Annotated in this window: 13 protein-coding genes; 11 read left to right on the forward strand and 2 right to left on the reverse strand. The window is 32.7% G+C overall.

Annotation, left to right across the window (positions count from 1 at the left end):
• Positions 1 to 154: 154 nt before the first annotated feature.
• Complete coding sequence (locus tag QZN33_RS08515; RefSeq protein ID WP_296791003.1) at positions 155 to 334, reverse strand: hypothetical protein; 180 nt, start codon at positions 332 to 334, stop codon at positions 155 to 157.
• Between the two features lie 240 nt (positions 335 to 574).
• Positions 575 to 976 carry a hypothetical protein gene (locus tag QZN33_RS08520; protein WP_296791006.1) on the reverse strand — a complete coding sequence of 134 codons (402 nt, stop codon included), beginning with the start codon at positions 974 to 976 and terminating at the stop codon, positions 575 to 577.
• 183 nt (positions 977 to 1159) lie between these two features.
• Between QZN33_RS08520 and QZN33_RS08525 the strand changes: the two genes are divergently transcribed.
• From QZN33_RS08525 to QZN33_RS08575, 11 genes are all read left to right on the forward strand, one after another.
• A complete protein-coding gene (locus tag QZN33_RS08525) occupies positions 1160 to 2446 on the forward strand; it encodes an O-acetylhomoserine aminocarboxypropyltransferase/cysteine synthase family protein (protein WP_296791008.1) in 1287 nt (428 codons plus the stop codon).
• Between the two features lie 123 nt (positions 2447 to 2569).
• A complete protein-coding gene (locus QZN33_RS08530) occupies positions 2570 to 3634 on the forward strand; it encodes a phage tail tube protein (protein WP_296791012.1) in 1065 nt (354 codons plus the stop codon).
• A 105-nt stretch (positions 3635 to 3739) separates the two neighbouring features.
• Positions 3740 to 4315 carry a hypothetical protein gene (locus tag QZN33_RS08535; protein ID WP_296791016.1) on the forward strand — a complete coding sequence of 192 codons (576 nt, stop codon included), beginning with the start codon at positions 3740 to 3742 and terminating at the stop codon, positions 4313 to 4315.
• 137 nt (positions 4316 to 4452) lie between these two features.
• Positions 4453 to 6246 carry a hypothetical protein gene (locus QZN33_RS08540; RefSeq protein WP_296791019.1) on the forward strand — a complete coding sequence of 598 codons (1794 nt, stop codon included), beginning with the start codon at positions 4453 to 4455 and terminating at the stop codon, positions 6244 to 6246.
• A gap of 101 nt (positions 6247 to 6347) precedes the next feature.
• Entirely contained in the window at positions 6348 to 7319 is a 972-nt protein-coding gene (mch, locus tag QZN33_RS08545; RefSeq protein WP_296791023.1) for a methenyltetrahydromethanopterin cyclohydrolase, read from the forward strand.
• 115 nt (positions 7320 to 7434) lie between these two features.
• Positions 7435 to 8151: a DUF4013 domain-containing protein gene (locus QZN33_RS08550; RefSeq protein ID WP_296791034.1), complete on the forward strand. Its 717-nt coding sequence runs from the start codon at positions 7435 to 7437 to the stop codon at positions 8149 to 8151.
• A gap of 130 nt (positions 8152 to 8281) precedes the next feature.
• Positions 8282 to 8827: a rubrerythrin gene (rbr, locus tag QZN33_RS08555; RefSeq protein ID WP_296791039.1), complete on the forward strand. Its 546-nt coding sequence runs from the start codon at positions 8282 to 8284 to the stop codon at positions 8825 to 8827.
• Between the two features lie 58 nt (positions 8828 to 8885).
• Positions 8886 to 9431 (forward strand): rubrerythrin, encoded by a 546-nt coding sequence (gene rbr, locus QZN33_RS08560; protein WP_296791041.1) that lies wholly within the window; start codon positions 8886 to 8888, stop codon positions 9429 to 9431.
• A 79-nt stretch (positions 9432 to 9510) separates the two neighbouring features.
• Positions 9511 to 10920 (forward strand): nicotinate phosphoribosyltransferase, encoded by a 1410-nt coding sequence (locus QZN33_RS08565; protein WP_296791043.1) that lies wholly within the window; start codon positions 9511 to 9513, stop codon positions 10918 to 10920.
• 4 nt (positions 10921 to 10924) lie between these two features.
• The gene (bsh, locus tag QZN33_RS08570) at positions 10925 to 11905 is read left to right on the forward strand and encodes a choloylglycine hydrolase (RefSeq protein WP_296791047.1); all 981 of its coding nucleotides are present in this window, start codon (positions 10925 to 10927) and stop codon (positions 11903 to 11905) included.
• A gap of 283 nt (positions 11906 to 12188) precedes the next feature.
• Positions 12189 to 22046 carry a right-handed parallel beta-helix repeat-containing protein gene (locus tag QZN33_RS08575; RefSeq protein ID WP_296791051.1) on the forward strand — a complete coding sequence of 3286 codons (9858 nt, stop codon included), beginning with the start codon at positions 12189 to 12191 and terminating at the stop codon, positions 22044 to 22046.
• The last annotated feature ends 1 nt before the right edge of the window (position 22047 follow it).

The raw sequence follows: 22047 nt of genomic DNA on the forward strand, positions 1-22047 counted from the left end.
AAATTTTTTCACGAAGAACAAAATCAACTGTAAAATAAAAAGAACAAAAAACATGTCAAAATCAAAAATAAGGAAAATATATGAGTTATTTAGTCAAAAACAGCAAAAACATCGATATTCACATAAATTTTGACATGGTTTCTACAAGATTTAATTATTCATTAAATAGTTCATTTAAACTTATATTAATTCCACTAAATTTAAAGATATCTTGAATTTCTTTTTTTAATTCTAGTTCATAGTTTTCCCCAATGTTTTTATGGAATTCATTTAATTCTTCTTGAGAAAGTATTCCTTTTTTAAATGGAATGCATTCGACAGTTATTTCAGTCATGTTCATACTCCTTTTTAGTTAATTGTATTTTATTTATGTTTTTATTATTAATATATGTAGATAGTAGATATCCATATTTTTCATCACAAATGTCTTCTATTTCTTGTATATTTTCACTTTTTGTTTTTGAATAATTAAATGCAAGGTTAAATAGTGATTTTGAAATTACCTTTAATTCAAAATATAATTTCTCATCTTTAACCTTTCCTTTTAATATCCATAATCCATTCCATCCGGCTATTAGTTCGTAATCTTCAAAATTCCTTGGAAAATACTAAAGTTTTGAGGTGATGGCGGAGTATAAACAGATTTGTGATGATTATGAATTGAAGCAACATTATGGCCTTTAAATTCATTTTCTTTTAATTCAATTTTCACTTTATTTATTTCGCCTATTTTACATTTCAGAATTTCTCCTGTTGTATAATCAAAATACAGCAATATTTCATAGTTTAAATCAATTGTTTTTCTAATAAATTCATCAACAACTTTAAATGCTTCATCACTAAATTCTGGGGGTAAATCTGATTTTTTAATTAATGGTGCATCGTTTAATTTTAATTTAACATATTTTTCGCAGTCAGTCTGTTTAATCAGCACTAATACCAATATCATCATTAAAAATATTTTTTTAAATTTCATATCTTTAAATTAGTTTTAATAAGATATAAATCAGTATTTTTTAAATTAAATAGAAATTAATTTAATAAATGAATTTTTGATATCAATTTAACTAGTTTAATGCAATTTTACTTAGTTATTACAATTTTCATTTGTGTTAAGAAATGCTTTAATATTATGTTGACATAACTATTAATGATTATTATGGCATATGAATTTAAAAACAAAAAAAATATATCAACAATTGGTGTGCATGCAGGCCAGGAAGAAGTGGATGAAACCGGCTCAAGAGTAACTCCGATTTATCAAACAACATCTTATGTATTTGACTCACCTGAACAGGCTGCAAACAGATTTGCACTTACAGAAGCAGGAAACATTTACACAAGACTGAACAATCCTACTACTGAAGCATTTGAAAAAAGAATGGCTGCAATTGAAGGGGGATCAGCAGCTTATGCGACTGCTTCAGGAATGGCCGCTATTTTTTATGCAATCATTAACCTGACCTGTGTTGGAGACAATATCGTTTCAGCAGATAATCTCTACGGGGGAACATATGAGCTATTTGAAAATACTTTAGAAGAACTTGGCCGTAGCGTAACATTTGTTGACTCACAGTCTCCGGAACTCTTTGAAGAAGCTATCAATGATAAGACAAAAGCAATTTATGTCGAGTCAATCGGAAATCCTAAACTGGACATTCCGGACTTTGACAGATTGGCTGAAATCGCACATTCTCACGGTATTCCATTAATTGCTGATAATACTGTCGGTATCGGTTCTGTAAGACCATTTGACCATGGTGCAGATATCATAGCATCATCTGCAACCAAATACATTGGCGGTCATGGTACTACATTAGGAGGAATTGTCATTGAAAAAGGTGACTTTGACTGGACGGGTGGCAAATTCCCGACATTGTCCGAACCTGATGACACCTACAATGGATTAATTTTTGCAGAAACCTTCGGTGAAGCCGCATTTACAACAAGACTTAGAACAGTTGTCGGAAGAGATACTGGTGCTGTTCCTTCTCCGTTCAATTCATTTTTACTGATGCAGGGCCTTGAAACTTTAGGTTTAAGAATCGAAAGACATGCTTCAAATGCAATGGCTGTAGCAGAACACCTTGAAGCTCATCCTAAAGTGGCATGGGTAACCTATTCCGGTCTGGAATCATCTCCAAACCATGAAGTGGCTAAAAAATACGCTGAAAAAGGTTATGGGGGAATTGTTTCATTTGGTCTTAAAGCAGGTTATGACGGTGCGCTGAAATTCATCGAAAACGTTGAACTGATTTCATTTTTAGCAAATATCGGAGATGCAAAATCTCTTGTAACTCATCCTGCATCAACTACACATTCTCAACTTACTGAAGAGCAGCAATTGTCAACCGGTGTTACACCTGATTTAATCAGGTTTTCAGTTGGAATTGAGGATATTGAAGACATTTTAGCCGATGTTGATCAGGCTTTGGATAAAATTTAATTATTTTATCCTCTTTTTTTTAACTAAAGTTTTCACTTTATTTGAATTATATATTATTCGCTCCATATTTTTATTTATAAAAACTTTGGAGGAGTAATTATTTTTAAAAAAATTCTTTTCATATTGCTGATTTTAATTTGTGCTGTTTCAGCTGTCAGTGCTGAAGATTTAAATGATACTGTAATATCTGATGATAAGACAAGAGACATTAGCATTGAACCCGTTACAGTTGGAGGACCATGTGATTATGTGGGAGAAACAAATCTTTCACAGTCCAATTCAAGCGTAATAGTTCTTGATAAAATTCCTGCAGACATTCAGATTAAGGAATCCGGACAGTATTTTGGAGATAAGAAAGTGACAGTTAAGGTCATGAACTATTTCAATGATACGCTCTATCCTGTTCCTGTAACCCTTAAGTTTTCCAACGGAAAATCAGTCTGTGTAATTACTGATTCGAAAGGCAAGGCAACTTATAATTTGCCTTTCAACCCAGGCAAATACAGCGTCAAGGCAAGCATTGATTCAAACTATCTTGATGTAAAAAAATCAACATTGAAAAATATCGTAATTAAAAAGGCAGATGCCAAAATATCCGTAAAAAAGCTTAAAACTTCATATGGCGCCAGCAAATACCTGGAAATTAAAGTGACCAACACTAAAACCAAAAAGGGCATTGTCGGAGTAAAACTGCTTTTAAAGGTTTATACTGCAAACAAATTCAAAAAAGTCTATCTGACTACAAACTCAAGGGGCATTGCAAAATATAATGCCAAAAACTTGGATATCGGACTTCATAAAGTTAAGGTAAGTGAAGTTTCTGCCGGTGTAAATGCTAAGGCTAAAACCGCTCAGATTGAAGTAAAAAAAGCTTCAACTACATTTCTTGATGAAGTTGATGCTGTTTACATCAAAAAAGCAAAAACATATAATATTGCACTTTTCAACAAAAACAATGAAAAAGTAATCAAGGGCATAAAACTCAATGTAAAAATCTATGATGGCAAAAAATGTTATTCATATACTGTAAAGACCGGAAAATATGGAAGTGAAATAGATATTTCTCATTTAGGACTAGGATTATATGATGTTGTGGTCACTTTTGAAGGAAATTCAAGATATAAAAAATGCACTGGGAAAGGAAGTATTGATGTTATTAGAAGTTCAGGGCGTGTAATTTTTGTTTAATTTAAATTCTTATTTCTCATTGAAAGTTTTTTCTTTATCTGACTTATCTATGAGGGTATTAATATATAAAAAATAGGATTTAAATCCTAAAATTTTGGTGAAAACATGGAAAGAAAAGGGAAAATTATTATAGGTGTAATAATTGTCATTGTTGCGGTTATTGCAGCAGGAGTATTGATTCTGGCAAATTCAGATGTAACTCTGACTGCAAATGATGCTACATTAACATTGCCGAATAAATATGCTTTGGATAATAAGGGTATTGCATCTGCAGATAATGTGGGTGTATTATTTACTCCTGTATCTGGATCATCTTCAAGTCAGGAAAAAGATTTCTTCCAGGCCATTAAGGACAACGGTAAGGATGCCGGTTATAAAAATATAACCAATACTACTGTAAACGGATATACTGTCTATGATTATGCTGCAAATCCTGATAAACTGGAAAACGTTTCTTCCAACAAGGAGTATAGCGGTGACACAACAACCTGGATGACTTATCCGCCATATCTGGCATATGAAGGTGTAACAACTATGGATGTAGATCACTTTAGAATGGTATCCTATATAAAAGGGGATGACGTCTATTATTTAACATTATTTACAGATAACCCAGATACCAGTCTTTATTCATCTGAAATCGACCAAATCATCAACAGTTTCACTGTTGGAAATAGTTAAATTTTAATAGATGTATTTGCATCTATTTTTTTTATTTTTTTTGTAAATTTCTTTTTGTTAACTTTTTTTAATCTGATATTACAAATATAATCCTAGGTGGGATTAAAATTAATCATTCTCAAAAGGAAATTATTGACATGGCTAAACATCACAATGACTTGCAAGTCCGCTGTGATATGGTCCAATTTATTGATGATGAAGATATATTAAAGGATATTTTTTTAAATGATGATGTTGCTCGTGTATGCATATGTGCAATGAGTCAAATTAAAGACACGGATTTTCTGACGGATGAATGTTTAAACAATCCTAATTCTCATTTACGCTTAGCAATTCTAAACAGGATATTTGATGAATCCTTGCTGAGTGAAAATGAATTATCTCAACTATTAGAAAAAATCCTATTGAATGACCCTGACAGTTATGTTTTAAAAACCGCACTTGAAAAAGCAAAATCAGTTAATCATGACGTTTTGGTTAAAATTTTAAAGGCGAATGATGACGAAGTAATCATAAAGGAAGCTCTTAAAAAACTGGCCGATGAAAAATTACTTGCTGATTTTGCACTTAACCATCCAACCTCACATATTCGCCTTGCAGCAATTCAAAATCCTAATCTGAGAGACATTAACACAATATATAAAATTATTGTCTGTGATGAAAATGAATTAAACCGGATGATTGCAACAGGTAAAATTGAAGATGCGGACAGTCTGGTAAAAATAATCTATAAGCCAGATTCATATCCGTTTTTGGGCGAAATATCTCGAAATATCCTTATTCCTTTAAACGATTACTTTTTAAATCATTTTAATGAAACCGGATGTTACATTGATGTACTGTTTATTGAAGATGAGGACTTTCTTGATAAATTGGTTTTAAATGAAAATGATGCAAAAATCAAAGCATTTGCCATTAAAAATAAAAACTTCCGAAACGATAAACTCCTTGAAAATCTTATTAAAAATGAAAACAGTCCTGAAATTCTTCTGGAAGTCGTATCCAAGATTAAAAATGATGAATTATTGAGGCAATATATTGAAAATCACTTAAAATATGAAGATGTAACTGTTAAAGCGGTTTCACAGATAAATGATTTGAAATTTTTAGAAAAGTTAAGTGAAGATAATGATTCCAGGATACGTTTTGAAGCTGTAAAAAGGATTTCCGACATGAAAAATACTGAAGATTTGCTTCACAAAATTGCATTGACAGAATCTGATGAAAAAATAGCTGTAACTGCAGTTGATGCAATTGAAAGGCGAAATAATCTAATCAACATAGCGGATTTCAGATGTGAAAAAAACATTAGAGTAGCTGCACTTGAAAAAATGAAAGTCAAAAGGTTATTGAAAAATTTCTTATATTCTCTTCCTAAAACTGTTAATGATATACCTTTTGAAGAAGCATTGGCTGAAATTGCTTTAAATGATAAAGATATTGAAATTAGAAAAATTGCCACTTCAAAACTTAATGATAAGGAAGTTCTGGATGAAATTAGGGCTAAAAATGATGATACTTCTCAGGTAGCCCAAAAGAGACTAAATACTCTTTTCGATGATATAAAATCCCTAAACAGCATTCCTGCTTTGGAAAAACTAATCGATTCGGATAATCGTGATGTTTCAAAAGTTGCTAAAATCACTCTTGAAGATTTAAAAACATGGAAAAGTCGTATAGCACAGATTAACGAAATTGATGAGATAAATGCATTAAAAGACATTGCTGTGAATGATTTTAACTATTTTGTTCGAAGTGAAGCTGAAGGCAAACTTGAAAAACTGCTTTTTAATGTTCGTCTGAATAATATATATACAAAAGAAAATCAGGATAAATTCAAATCCATTTACCTAGATAAAAGCTTTCCTGATGAAATTCGAAAAAAGGCTCTTTTAAAAATCAGTGATAAAGATTTTCTAAAAAATAACTAATTCTCAGTTTAGATTCATTTAGGCAAGTATAAATAATAATAGCAATAAATTTCTATTCAATGACTTATTAGTTATAAGTTAAATTTTAATGAGGTTAAACTATGGTAAGTGTAAACGTAGAAGCTAAAAAAACCGTAGATGTAATGATTGAAAAAGCAGATGAATTAAACATCGCTGTTGAAACTTTAGGCAATGGCGCTACTGTTATTGACTGTGGTGTAAATGTCGATGGAAGTTTTAAAGCAGGAGAACTTTATACTAAAGTTTGTCTTGGTGGACTTGCAGACGTTGGAATTTCAATTCCTGGAGATTTATCTGAAAAATTCGCACTTCCTTCAGTAAAAATTAAAACTGACTCACCTTCTATTTCAACCTTAGGTTCTCAAAAAGCAGGTTGGTCTGTATCTGTAGGAGATTTCTTTGCATTAGGTTCTGGTCCTGCTAGAGCTATTGCATTAAAACCAGCTGAAACCTATGAAGAAATTGGTTATGAAGACAAAGATGCTGATTTAGCAATCTTGACTTTAGAAGCTGATGTATTGCCTGGTGATGAAGTTGCACAATACATTGCAGATGAATGTGATGTTGATGTTAAAAATGTATACTTACTCGTAGCTCCTACATCATCCCTTGTTGGTTCCATCCAGATTTCCGGAAGAGTTGTTGAAAACGGAACCTACAAAATGCTGGAAGCTATCAAATTCGATGTAACTAAAGTAAAACATGCAGCAGGTATTGCACCGATCGCACCTGTTGACCCAGATGGACTTAAAGCAATGGGTAAAACCAACGATGCGGTTTTATTTGGTGGAAGAACTTACTACTATGTAGAATCTGATGAAAACGATGATATTGCAGATGTAGCAGCAAAATTACCATCTTCCGCTGCTGACGGATATGGTAAACCATTCTTTGACGTATTCAAAGAAGCTGAATTTGATTTCTACAAAATCGATAAAGGAATGTTTGCTCCTGCAGAAGTTGTCATCAATGACTTAACTACTGGTAAAATTTATAAAGAAGGATTCGTAAACGCTGATTTACTTAAAAAATCCTTTGGTGTAGATGAATAATTTTCATCTTATTTCTCTTTTTTTTAACATTTTTTTCACTATATTTAAATACTATTAGATTTAATAATATTATTGCTCTTTAAAAAATAATTTATAAATTTAATAGGTGAAAAAAATGGGTTTAGGCGATATCATATCAGACTCAGTACAATATCCGTTTTCAGATATTCAAAAATTTTTAATCGTAGGCGTAATTTCATTGTTCTCCGGTTTATCCAGTCTTTTTGGAAATTGGGGTGTAGATAGTTTTATCTTAATTACATTGGCGGGCATTATCGGATTGATATTTACATTAATGCTTTCAGGATACAGCATTAGTGTAACCAAATATGCGATAAATCATTCAAGTCAACTTCCTGATCTGGATTTTCAAAATAATTTAATTGACGGTATTAAAGCTCTAATAATAAGTATTGTTTACTTTATAATTCCGATTATTATTACATTAATTTTTGCTATTATTACCGGAGCTATTGGTGCTGGATTAAATCAGCTGGTGGCTGGATTAGGCGTATTTGCAGTTATTGCTGTTATTGTCTTTATATTCTTTGCCATATTCGAAATTGTTGCTCTTGCTAGATTTGCAGACACTGGCGAACTCGGTGAAGCATTAAATATTGGTGAAGTAATTGAAGATGTTAAAAAAATAGGTATTGGTAAAATTATTCTATTCGCAATTGTTTCAGTAATAATTATAATTATTGCATCTTTAATTGTTTCATTATTAGGCATTATTCCATTTATCGGAATATTAATTGCACAATTGATTATAGGGGCATTTATAACACTTTTCTATAGTAGAGCTATTGGTTTATTGTATGCGGAAGCATAAATAAATCATTATTTTACTTTTTTTTAGGATTTCTTAAAATTAAAAAAATTTTTAAAGTATAATTTTAATATATATTATTATTCTATATAGAATATCAATTCAACTTTTTAGTTGTAATGGAGATGTAAAAATGGCAGATTTAAAAGGTACAAAAACTGAAGCAAACTTACAAGCAGCTTTTGCTGGTGAGTCCCAGGCACATACTAAATACCAATACTTTGCTGCAAAAGCAAAAGAAGAAGGTTACGTTCAAATCCACGATATTTTCATGGAAACTTCCAAAAATGAAAGAGAACACGCTAAAATTTGGTTCAAACTTTTACACGATGAAGAAATCCCAGATACTGTAGCTAACCTCAATGCAGCAGCAGACGGTGAAAACGAAGAATGGACTGAAATGTACAAAGAGTTCGCAGAAACCGCTAAAGAAGAAGGTTTCCCAATGATTGCATTCTTATTTGAAAAAGTAGGAGCAATCGAAAAAGAACACGAAGAAAGATACAGAACTTTACTCGCAAATGTTGAAAACGATGCTGTATTCAACAAAGAAGAAGACATTGAATGGAAATGTGAAAACTGTGGATTTGTTTTCTCAGGACCTAACGCACCTGAAAAATGTCCTGTATGTGGACTTCCTAAAGCACATTTCGAAGAAAGAGCTACTAACTTTAAATAAGCTCTCTTTTTTTTCTTTTTTTAACTAAATACTTAATTTTAATTTTGAGGTAGATAATATGGCAGATTTAAAAGGAACTAAAACTGAAGAAAACTTAAAAGCAGCACTCGCTGGTGAATCCCAAGCACGTGTAAAATACGAATTTTACGCATCTCAGGCTAAAAAAGATGGTTATGTGGAAATTAAAGAAATCTTCCAAGAATCATCTGATAATGAAAAAGAACATGCTAAAATTTGGTTCAAATTATTAAACGGCGGTAAAGTGCCTGACACTTTAACCAATCTCGCAGATGCAGCAGCAGGCGAACACGAAGAATGGACTGAAATGTACAAAGAATTCGCTGAAACTGCACGTGAAGAAGGCTTTGATGACATTGCAAACTTATTCGATGCTGCAGGCGCTACTGAAAAAGCACACGAAGACAGATACAATGCTTTAACTGATAAAATCAAAGCAGACAAAGTATTTAAAAAAGATGAAGAAATTGCATGGAAATGTAATAACTGTGGATACATCCATTACGGTAAAGAAGCTCCTGAAGTTTGTCCGTTATGCGATCACCCACAGGCACACTTCAGAAAACAAGATACTAGTTACATCTAGACTCTTTTTTTCTTATTTTTTCTTTTTTTAGTAAATCTTATATTTAATAACAATCTAATATCAATTTAAAAGTGATATTATGATTGAAAATAATATTTGTCTTTTAACAGACAGCTATAAGGTAACTCATCACTATTTTTACCCGAAGGGCACTGAAAAAATCTATTCATACCTTGAAAGTAGAGTTGGTGCTGAGTTCAACAAAACAATTTTTTACGGACTCCAGTATATTATTAAAAAATATCTTGAAGGAAGCGTAGTAACACAGGAAAAGATTGACGAAGCAGACAGGCTTGTCTCAGCCCATATTGGAGAAAACATTTTCAACAAAGAGGGATGGGAGTATATTCTGGATAAACATGGCGGAAAACTGCCTATTGAAATTAAGGCGGTGGCTGAAGGAACACCTGTTGATGTCAACAATGTTTTAATGACTGTTGAAAACACAGACAAGAAATCCTATTGGTTGCCTAATTACCTTGAATCATTGCTGTTGCAGGTTTGGTATCCTTCAACAGTAGCTACACTTTCTGCAGAAGTTAGAAAACTTGCAAACTTTTATTTAGATGTTACTGGTTCAGTTAAGGATAATCTAGATTTCATGTTGCATGATTTTGGATATCGTGGAGCAACTTCCACAGAATCATCAATGTTGTGCGGTTCAGCTCATCTGCTTAGCTTTTCAGGTACTGATACAATTCCTGCACTCACAATACCTGAAAATTATTACAATGATTCAAATTTATATGGTTTTTCAGTTCAAGCAACAGAACACAGTGTAATGACTTCACTTGGTCCTGAAGGTGAAATAGATCAAATTTTAAATGTCATTGAAAATGCGAAGGATGGGATATTATCAATGGTTATCGATTCATATAACTATAGAAACTTTTTAACAGAAGCAGGAAAATCTGGCAGTGAGTTAAATGATGCTATTTTAAACTTTTTAGATGGTGAAGCAAATAAAATAGTATTTAGACCTGACAGTGGAGAACCAGTATCCACAACAATCGATTGTTTAAATTTATTATCTGACTGTTTTGGAAGTCATTTGACTGATAAAGGATATAAGGTGTTTGATTTGAACATTGGTCTTTTATGGGGTGACGGTTTAAATTACCAAAAGATAAGAGACATATTATTTGCAATGAAATCCAATGGATGGGCTGCTCAAAACATTATCTTTGGTATGGGTGGAGGACTTCACTCATCAGTAACCCGTGACACCCAAAGAAATGCATTTAAATGTTCAGCGCAGCTAAGGGATGGTCAATGGCATGACATATTTAAAAATCCACTTGATTCAAGTAAAAAGTCAAAAACTGGAAGATTTAAATTGATTAAAGATGGTAAATCTTTCAAAACAGTTTCAATTGATAATGAACATGAAGATTATCTTCGTACTGTATTTAAGGATGGAAAACTAATCGTTGATGATCTATTTGGAGATATTAAATCAAGAGCATTAGATTATTCAAATTATAGGTGATAGTATGTGTACAGCTAGTAATTACATAACAGACAAACATTATTTTGGCCGTAATTTTGACTACGAAATTTCATACAATGAAAGGGTTACAATCACTCCAAGAAATTATGAGTTTAAATTCAGAAAGATTGATGACATTAAAACACATTTTGCAATAATTGGAATTGCCGCTGGTATTGATGGATATCCATTATATTATGATGCATGCAATGAAAAAGGATTGGCAATGGCAGGTTTGAACTTTGCAGGAAATGCAGTCTATAGAGAATATGAAGAAGGCATGGTGAATATCACTCCTTTTGAATTTATCCCATATATACTTGGATGTGCTGATTCAGTAATTGAAGCTAAGAAATTGTTGGCTGAAATCAATTTGGTTAATATTAACTTTGCTGAAGAGCTTCCGTTGTCTCCTCTTCACTGGATGTTATCCGATAGTAATGGAGATGCAATAGTTGTTGAACCTATGGCCGATGGGCTTAGGGTATTTGATAATCCTGTTGGTGTTTTAACAAATAATCCTCCTTTTGATAAACAATTGTTTTCATTAAATAATTATAGGCATTTATCAAACAAGAATCCTGAAAACTCTTTTGGCGGAGATATAAATTTGGATGAATATTCAAGGGGTATGGGTGCAATGGGTCTTCCGGGTGATTTATCTTCATCTTCAAGATTTGCAAAAGTTGCATTTACTCGTGCAAATTCATATTCCGATGCCGATGAGGCAAGTAGTGTTGGACAATTTTTCCATATTTTGAAATCAGTTGAACAACAAAACGGGTGTACTTTCATTAATGATCCTAATTTATATGAATACACCATCTACACTTCATGCTATAATACTCAGGATGGAATCTTATATTATAATACATATATGAATTCTCAAATTTCAGCTGTTGATTTGACAAAAGAAGACTTGGATTCATGTGACTTGATAAATTATCTGTTAATTAATGAGGAACAAATTAATTTCATTAATTAATTATTTTTTATTTTTTTTATTCATTTTTGTAATATCTATTTTTCATTTTTTTAATTTTTTTTATTAAATTTATGTTTTGTTCAATTTTTTATTTTTATTAATGCAGAATTGTACTTAAATACTAAAAATATTTTTCATGTTTATTACTTTTTTCATGATTTTTTTTTAAAAATTACATAAATATATATATTTTAAAAAATAGATATCCTAATGAATAATAATTTATATGCCTGTTATTATTCTATTTTTATAAATTGACTGGACCAGGGGGTGAAAACGCAAAATGAAAGGCAAAAAGTTAATCGTGATAATGGCTATAGTTATTCTTATGTTTACTATTCAGGCGTCTTGTGCGCTTGAAGATGATAATAACTTTAATTTAACACAAACTGTTGATATTGAAGATAATAAAGTTCAAATAGATGATTTGGGAAAAGAACTTGTTGTGTCTCAGGAAAATGTTTCCAATGAGGTTAGCGTGAGCTCTCAAAAAGAAGTTTCTAATGGCCGTGAGGTTTTAGGTGCTTCTGATGATGAAGAGTTGCAGGTTTCTAATGATAATGAAGTTTTAGGAAGACCTATTTATGTAACTGATAATACATTAAATGGACTTAAAAACGCAATTACTAGTGCTAATAATGGTGATTCTATTTTCTTGAATGGGTTAACCTATACTGGTTCATTTAGTACTCTAGATATTGGAAAAAGAATTACTATTTATGGAGGCAGTTCTCCGAATGATGACACAAGAGCAACTATAGATACTTCTAAATTTAATTATGCAAAAAATAGTAACAGATTTCTGATTTCAACATATCCTGTTACTTTAATTGGGATTAATTTTGTAAATCATCCTGTTTCTCCTACAACTGGAAATGAAGTGTATAGAGGTCATTTCCTGAGAGTTATGAGTGGACTTACAATGAAAAACTGTGATTTTATTAATATTGGTGTATTCCAAAAAAGTTATTTAATTGATTTTTCTGGTTTTAGTTATCCTACTAGAATTGATAATTGTCAGTTTATCAATAATTCTGCTTCTATTTTAATTGCTACTGGAAGCTCTACTTCATCTTTCACTGCAAATAATAACAGATTTATTAACAATTCCGGTACAATTAATGATGTAAATACAACTAATTCATTAGGTTTATGTATTAAGGTTCAGACTAGAGGATCAACATTTGACAATAATACATTTATCAATAACACTAATGCTGTGCACGGTGCTGCTTACTGTGTAAATGCTAAGGATGTTGTAATAACTAATAATCACATTGAAAACAATCAGGCATCTTATGGTGCAGGTATTGAATGTCATTTAGGTTATGTAACAGTAAGAAATACAACTTTCATAAATAATGAGGCTTCAGGATATAATGGTAATGCTCCTGGAAGAAGTGGTACTGGTGGTGCTATCGCATTTACTGGGCCATATAACTACCTGGATAATTGTACATTCATCAACAACACTGCTGAAAATTATGGTGGTGCAATGGATATTCATAGAGTAAATAAGGGTACTGAAGCACATTATACTACTGTTGTAAACAGCAGATTTGAAAATAATGTTGCTCAAAACAAGTTTGCTGGTGCAGTATATATTGAAGGTGATTATGCAACTATTGACGGATGTAACTTTACAAACAATTCCGCACCTACAGGTGGTGCTATTCAGTTAATAGGTAGTGATGCTCAGATAATTGATTCAAATTTCATTGAAAATGAAGCAATTACTGGTGGAGCATGTTATGTTAATGGTTATGGTGCAAATGTTATTGGTTCCAAATTTGAAAACAACAGGGCTACTCATGATTTGGATAGTTCAATTACAGATGATCCTTCCAAAATGACTTGCGGTGGTGCAATGTATGTTGAAAGTAATGATGTAAGTATAATTGACAGTTCTTTCAGTGATAATATAGCTCATGGTAATTTTTCCGATAATACTGGTTTAGGTGGTGCTTTATACATTTTAGGTCAAAATCCTAACTTCCATAATGATAACTTTACCAACAATGATGCTATTCGTGGTGGTGCAGTTTATATTGAAGGTAACAATATTGGCGCTAGTGTAATAAACCTTAACAACAACACTGCTATTGAAGGTGGTGCAGTATATATTAAGGGTAATGACATTAATCTTGACTATTTCAATGCTACTGCAAACAATGCTATTCAGGGTGGTGCTATCTATATTGAAGGTGAAAACACTGATGTAACTAATTCAATATTTGAGAACAATAACGTTACTCGTGATATTGATTTATCTAAAACAGGTGCTGAAAGCCTATTTACAATGGGTGGTGCTATCTATATTGAAGGTAATCATGTTAATATTTATGATAACAATACCTTTAGACGTAATATAGCTTATGGTACATCTAGTAATGGTGGTCTTGGTGGTGCTATTGCAGTAAATGGAAATAATACCAATATCTATGATGATAAATTTACTTTGAATGAAGCTACTCGTGGTGGTGCTATATATGTTAGAGGTACTAATGCTACTGTTAAAGACATGTATTTCACTACAAATAATGCTATTCAGGGTGGTGCTATCTATATTGAAGGTACTAATGCAAACATTACTCATAATACATTCTATGATAATAATGCTACACATGATTTATCATTCCCTCAGTCTAGTGAACTACAGAATTTACCTACTAAAGGTGGTGCAATATCTGTTAGTGGTGATTATGCTAATATAGTTGATAATAACTTCACATATAATGCTGCTATAACTCAAAATCCTACAGGAGGTCAAGGTGGTGCTATTGCTATTGATGGTTATCATACTAATATTTATGATAATATATTCGATGATAATGAAGCTATCGTGGGTGGTGCATTATATATCACAGGTACTAATACTACTATTGATTTAGTTAACTTTACTAGAAATAATGCTATTCAAGGTGGTGCTGTATATATTAGAGGAGTAAACACAACTGTTGTGAACTCTGAATTCATTAATAATAATGCAACACATAACTTGACTTACAGTTTAACTCCTGAGATATATTCCATACCAACTATTGGTGGAGCAATATCTGTTGAAGGTAATAACACAGTACTGAAAGACATTAACTTTTATAACAATACTGCTATTGGAATTCATTTGGATGGTGGTTATGGAGGTGCTGCTTCATTAAATGGTTATGATACTGAAATAATCGATGTATTTTTCGATGGAAACCAGGCAATTCGTGGTGGTGCTGTATATGTTAACGGTACTCTAAATACCTTAAATGATACTGACTTTATCAATAATGCTGCAATTCGTGGTGGTGCTGTATATAATAGCGCATCAAGTACTACTATTGTAAATTCAAAATACATCAACAATACTGCAACTCATGACTTAAGGTTTAAAGTTAATGATGTATTATATAATTTAACTACTATGGGTGGTGCTGTTGCAATTAGAGGATTTTCAGTTAATGCAACAACATGTGAATTCATTAACAATACTGCTATTGGAATATTCGAAAATGGTGGTCTTGGTGGTGCGATTGCTGTAAATGGATCAGACAATTATATCTTTAATTCCACATTCAAATCTAATGAAGCTGTAAAAGGTGGTGCTTTTTATCTACTTGGTAATTCCACAACCATTTTAAATTCAAGCTTCTATGACAATAATGCTATTATTGGTGGGGCAGGATATATTGATGGTAAAAACAGCCGTATTGAAGATTCAATATTTGATGACAATGACGCAAGACATGACTTAAGGTTCCCTTTATCAGATGTATTAAAAGATATAACTACTGCAGGTGGTGCTATTTACATTATTGGGGATAATATTAATGTAACTTCAAGTAATTTCACCGACAACGATGCAAAAGCATACAATGAAAATGTAACTCGTGGAGGTGGAGCAGTTTACATTGAAGGAAACAACGCAAATATTTCCAGTTCATACTTCTCAAACAACACTGCTTTAAAAGGTGGAGCTGTATTTATCACAGGTAACCATACTCAAATATACGACACTGACTTTATTGAAAATTCTGTAACTAACTTTACTGTTATGGAAGGATTTGGTGGTGCAGTATATTTGGAAAAAGCACATGACAGTGATATTACCAGATCTAACTTCATAAATAACACTGCTTCAATAAATGGTGGTGCAATTGACTGGCACGAAGGTGCAACTGACGGTCAAATTGTAGATTGTGTATTTGAAAACAATACTGCCGGAGCAAATGCGGGTGCGGTATTCTGGTTTGGTACAGGAGGTATTATTAAAGGTTCCAATTTCACAAACAACAAAGCTAACGGAACTGTTGCTTGTATAATGGGTAACTTCGGAGACGGAGGAGCTATCATGTGGACAGGTTCTAACGGTACTGTGGATGACTGTAACTTTATAAATAATACTGCTGCCCAACGTGGTGGTTCTGTATTCCTCAGAGGTGTAGAAGGTCGTGCAATATGTGATAACAATACATTTAAAAACTCACACTTTGAGAATAACTCTGCAGGAACCAATGGTGGTGCAATTGACTGGTATCAAGGAGCTACCAATGGTGCTATAGAAAATTCAACATTTGAACATAACGTTGCTAACAGATCTGCAGGTGCGGTATTCTGGAACGGTGATACTGGTAAAATTGTAAGTTCCAATTTCACAAACAACTATGTTACTGGTACCAATATAAATCCTGATAACAATAATACCAGTAATGGTGGTGCAATCATGTGGTTAGGTTCTAACGGTCTTGTAGATGATTGTATCTTTGTAAATAACACTGCTCCAAGATTAGGAGGTGCAGTTTATTTGGAAGCTTCAAGTTTCGGAAGTGCTGAAAATACTACATTCAGTAATTCTTACTTTGAAAACAATACTGCTGGTATTAACGGTGGTGCTATTAACTGGCACGAAGGTGCTAAAGACGGTAGAATTGAAAACTCAACATTTGTAAACAACACTGCAAAAGCTAATGGTGGTGCTGTATTCTGGTTTGGTAATAACGGTAACATTATAGGTTCCAATTTCACTGAAAATAAAGCATTAGGATTAGTCAACGGAACTCACTTAGATTCCGGTTGTGGTGGTGCTGTTATTTGGACTGGTTCCAACGGTACAGTTGATAATTGTAACTTTATCAATAACAATGCTTCCAAAAACGGAGGTGCAGTATACTTACGTAATTTAACTGCAAATGGATGTGATAATACAACATTCAGCAATTCTCACTTTGAGGATAATACTGCTGGTATTAACGGTGGTGCTATTGACTGGTATCAAGGAGCTACCAACGGTAGAATCGAAAACTCTACTTTGGTTAACAATACTGCTCGTGCTAACGGTGGTGCTGTATACTGGTATGGAAATAATGGTAACATTATAGGTTCCAACTTCACTGATAACAAAGCATTAGGTGAAGTCAACAGTACATTTAACATAAATACCGGTTGCGGTGGTGCACTTATTTGGACTGGTTCCCATGGTACTGTTGATGGCTGTAACTTTGTGAATAACTCTGCTGCTCAAAACGGTGGTGCTGTATTTTTACGTGCAGTATCTTCAGATATTTGTGATAATACTACATTCAGTAATTCTCACTTTGAAAATAACACTGCTGGTATTAACGGTGGTGCTATTGACTGGCATAAAGGTGCTAGAGATGGTAGAATTGACAATTCAACATTTGTAAACAACACTGCAAAAGCTAATGGTGGTGCTGTATTCTGGTATGGTACTGATGGTACAATCACAGGCTCCAACTTCACAGAAAACAAAGCTTTAGGTACTGCTAAAGGTACTTATGGACGTTCAGGTGATGGTGGTGCTGTTATTTGGACCGGTTCCAACGGTATTGTAGATGACTGTAACTTTGCAAACAACTCAGCTGCAAATCGTGGTGGAGCTGTATTCCTTGATGATATCAACGAAGGTGAAGGTAATAATACTACATTCAGTAATTCTCACTTCGAAAACAATGTAGCTGGAACAAACGGTGGTGCTATTGACTGGCATGAAGGTGCTACAAATGGTAGAATCGAAAATTCAACATTTGAAAACAACACTGCGAACAGAGCAGGTGGAGCTGTATACTGGAATGGTTTAAACGGTACAATTGTAGGTTCTAACTTCACAAATAACGAAGCTACCGGTTTAAATAAAACCGATACTGGAAAAGGCGGTGACGGTGGTGCTGTTATTTGGATTGGATCTAACGGTTTAGTGGATGATTGTATATTCGAAAACAATACTGCTAGTGAAAACGGTGGTGCTGTACACTTAGAGGAATATCACAATCAATGTGACAATACAACATTTAAAAACTCCAAATTCATTAATAACACTGCTGCTAAAAACGGTGGTGCTATTGACTGGAATGAAGGAGCAACCAATGGTGCAATAATTAATTCCACATTTGAGAAAAATAATGCAACCAATGGAGGAGCTGTATCATGGACAGGACATAACGGTAAAATTATAGATTCTAATTTCACTGACAATTATGCTTCTGAAAATGGTGGTGCTGTTCTTTGGTCAGGAATTAACGGTGAAATCGATAACTCAAGATTTGTGAATAACACTGCTTTAAACGGTGGTGCTATATACTTACAGAACTGTGCTCATGGTGATAAGACTAACGTTACAATTAAAGATTCTTACTTTGAAAATAACTCAGCTATTGATGGTGGTGCTATTAATTGGCATAAAGGTACCAATGCAACTATAGATAACACTGAATTTGTAGACAACTTTGCAAATCGCGGTGGAGCTGTATTTGTAAATGGTACAGACGGAACCATTAAAAATTCAAACTTCACATTAAACGAAGCTGTATTAGGTGGTGCTGTATATGCTAATAATGAAGAATTAACTATTTCAGAGTCTACTTTTGAAGAAAATGCAGCTATTCAGGGTGGTGCAGTATTCATGGAAGCAGCGAATAATTACATTAAATATTCAAACTTCACATTAAACAATGCTACATACACTTTAAGAAAAGTAAACACTACTGGAAACAATAATAAAACAAAAGGTGGTGCAGTATTTATCAACGGAACTGGCAATGTCATAGAAAATTCCAAATTCATGAATAACACTGCAGTTACTGAACGTGAATACAACAACAAAACCAATAATCCTTCATTATCAGATGATGGATTTGGTGGTGCTGTATATGTTGGTGCAAATAATGCAAAAATAACCTCAAGTGAATTCAACGATAACAAAGCATGTAACGGATCAGCTTTATACAATGATGCATCAGGCACTGATTTAACCGGTGACAAATTCATCAAAAACCAGGCTTGGTCATACACTTTAGATGTAAATGCTACTCCAAACAGTACTTACTATGGACATAACATTACTATTGAAATAGCAAACTACACTGGAGGAGACAACATCATAAACGGTATTTACAATGCTAAATCAGTTAATGATATTACATTTACTAATGTAAACTATCTTATCAATGATACTGAAACTAACGTTGGAACTACTAGTGAAGCACATCCTGTTTCTGGTGTTGAAAACAGTAATGATGGTGCTTTATTATATCAAGATTCTCTTGAAAGATACCAGACTATTGTTTTAGAATTCATCAGCAACGAAACCGGAAAAGTTGTACGTACTGTATCTGTAAAAACTGATGCATATGGTAATTACACATTAAATGTAACTGGCTTTGCACCAGGAAACTACACAGTTAAAGCATACCACCCAGAAGATAGGAACTACAAATACATCGGTGATTTAACTTCATTTGAGATTTTACCTTATGTGGACATAAACATTACAAAAACAGTTGACAGTTATTACACAATTGTTGGAAATAATGTGACTTTCACAGTTACTGTAAGTAATGCAGGTAATGCTTCAAATGCTTCAAACATTAAAGTCAAGGATGTTATTCCTAGAGCTGCAAACTTGGAATTAGTAAAATCAACTGTAACTAAAGGTACATTCTCACAGGCAGATTGGTCATGGACTATAGATAAATTAGCTAACGGTACAAGTGAAACTTTAACTTTAGTATTTAAAACTACCACTTTAGGTAAATTTAACAATACTGTTAATGTAATCTGTGCTGAAGATGAATGGAATTATACCAATAACAATGCTTCTGTATTATTTGAAGTTGTTATGCTTAATTTAACTATTAACAAAACAGCAAATGTTGAAAGTATTTATGTAATGGAAAACGTTACATTCACAATCAATGTTACAAATAATGCTAAAGTAAACGCAACCAATGTTGCTGTAACTGATATGGTTCCAAAAGGATTTGAATATGTCAAAACTAATGCAACCGGTTATAACAGTAAAACTGGTTTATTAATTATTGATTTAATCAAACCTGGCGAATCTTATATATTTACACTTACCCTTAAAGCTGTAACTAACGGTACTTTAACAAATTATGTCAATGTGACATGTAAGGAAAACAGTACTGTTAAAAAAGCAAATGCAAGTGTTTATGTGATTCCTGTAGTTAATTTAACTGTTGTTAAAACCACTGACTTCAAGAATTATATTGTCGGAGATACTGTTGTATTTACAATTACTGTAACCAACAACGGACCTTCAAATGCTACAAATATCAAAATTAAAGATATACTTGAAGCTGAAGGTTTAGCATTGCTTGAAGGCGATTTAGAACAAACTATTCCGTTCTTAGCAAACGGTACATCTAAATCTATTACAATTAAAGCAAACATTACTAAAATGGGTGACGGTAATTGGACTAATGAAGTAAATGTGACCTGTGATCAAAATGACACAATTAAAACAGCTAATGTTACTGTACATGTTTACAATGTGGATTTAAGAATCGATAAAACTGCAAATGTTACTGATGTTCCTGTAAACGGTTTAATTAACTTCACAATAACTGTTAAAAATCATAGTGATAAGGATGCTCATAATGTTATTATAATGGATACATTAAATAGTGTATTTGAAATAATTCGCGGCAATAATAATATCACTGGTTCAATATTTGACAACAGTTGGATTGTTGAAGTAGTACCTACATTAAACGCTGGAGAATCTTATTCAATATGGTTTGTTGTAAAGGCAAAAACCAATGGAACATATGAAAATACTGCAAAAGTTAACTGTAATGAGGAAAAAACACCGAAATATGATACTGCAACTGTTGTTGTTTATCCTGTTGTGGACTTGAAAGTTAACAAAACTTCCAATGTCAAAGTGGGTGAAAACGTTACTGTAAGCAATAATGTTGTATTTACTATCAATGTAACAAATGACGGAATCTCCAATGCTACTGGTGTTAAAATTACAGATGTCGTTCCTGAAGGATTTGAATTTGTAAGTTCAAGTACTGATGATTATGATAATGCTACCGGTTTATTAACTATCGATTTAATCAAACCTGGTGAATCATACATATTTACAATTACCTTAAAAGTCATTGCTAATGGTACTTTAACTAATACTGTTAATGTTACCTGTAATGAAAATAAAACACTAATAAGTAACAGTTCATCAATTAATGCTATTCCTGTCATATTAACTGTTAATAAAACTGCTAATGTAACTTTAGTTGGAAATAATACTCTTGTTAACTTTACAATTACTGTAAATAACACTGGTATTGCAAATGCAACTAATATTAACGTTACTGATGTTTTACCTGATGGATTTGTATTTGTAGATGCAAGTACTGGTTTCACAAATAAAACTCAGACAGTTAGCTGGACTATTGATAAGTTAAACGGAGGAAACGTAACTAAATTATGGATTCTTGCAAGATCAACTGCTGTAGGCAACTGGTCAAATGTGGTAAATGTAACTTGTAAAGAAAATAAAACTGTAGTTAACGACAAATTCAATGTAACAATCGGATATACCAATATAACTGTTAAAAAGACTGCTAATGTTACTGTAGTAGGTAATAATACTCTGGTTAAATTTACTATTGTTGTAAATAACACAGGTATTGTAAACGCTACTGGTGTGGTTATCAGTGATGTATTGCCTAATGGATTTGTGCTTGTTGGTGCAAGTGATGGTAATGTTACTGATGGTCAGAAAGTTAGCTGGACTATTGATAAGTTAGATATTGGTGATGTTAAAGAGTTCTGGATTGTTGCTAGGTCTAATGCTACTGGTAATTGGACTAATGTTGTGACGTCCTGTTGAA

It is taken from the genome of uncultured Methanobrevibacter sp., assembly GCF_900314615.1.
Classification (GTDB): Archaea; Methanobacteriota; Methanobacteria; order Methanobacteriales; family Methanobacteriaceae; genus Methanocatella.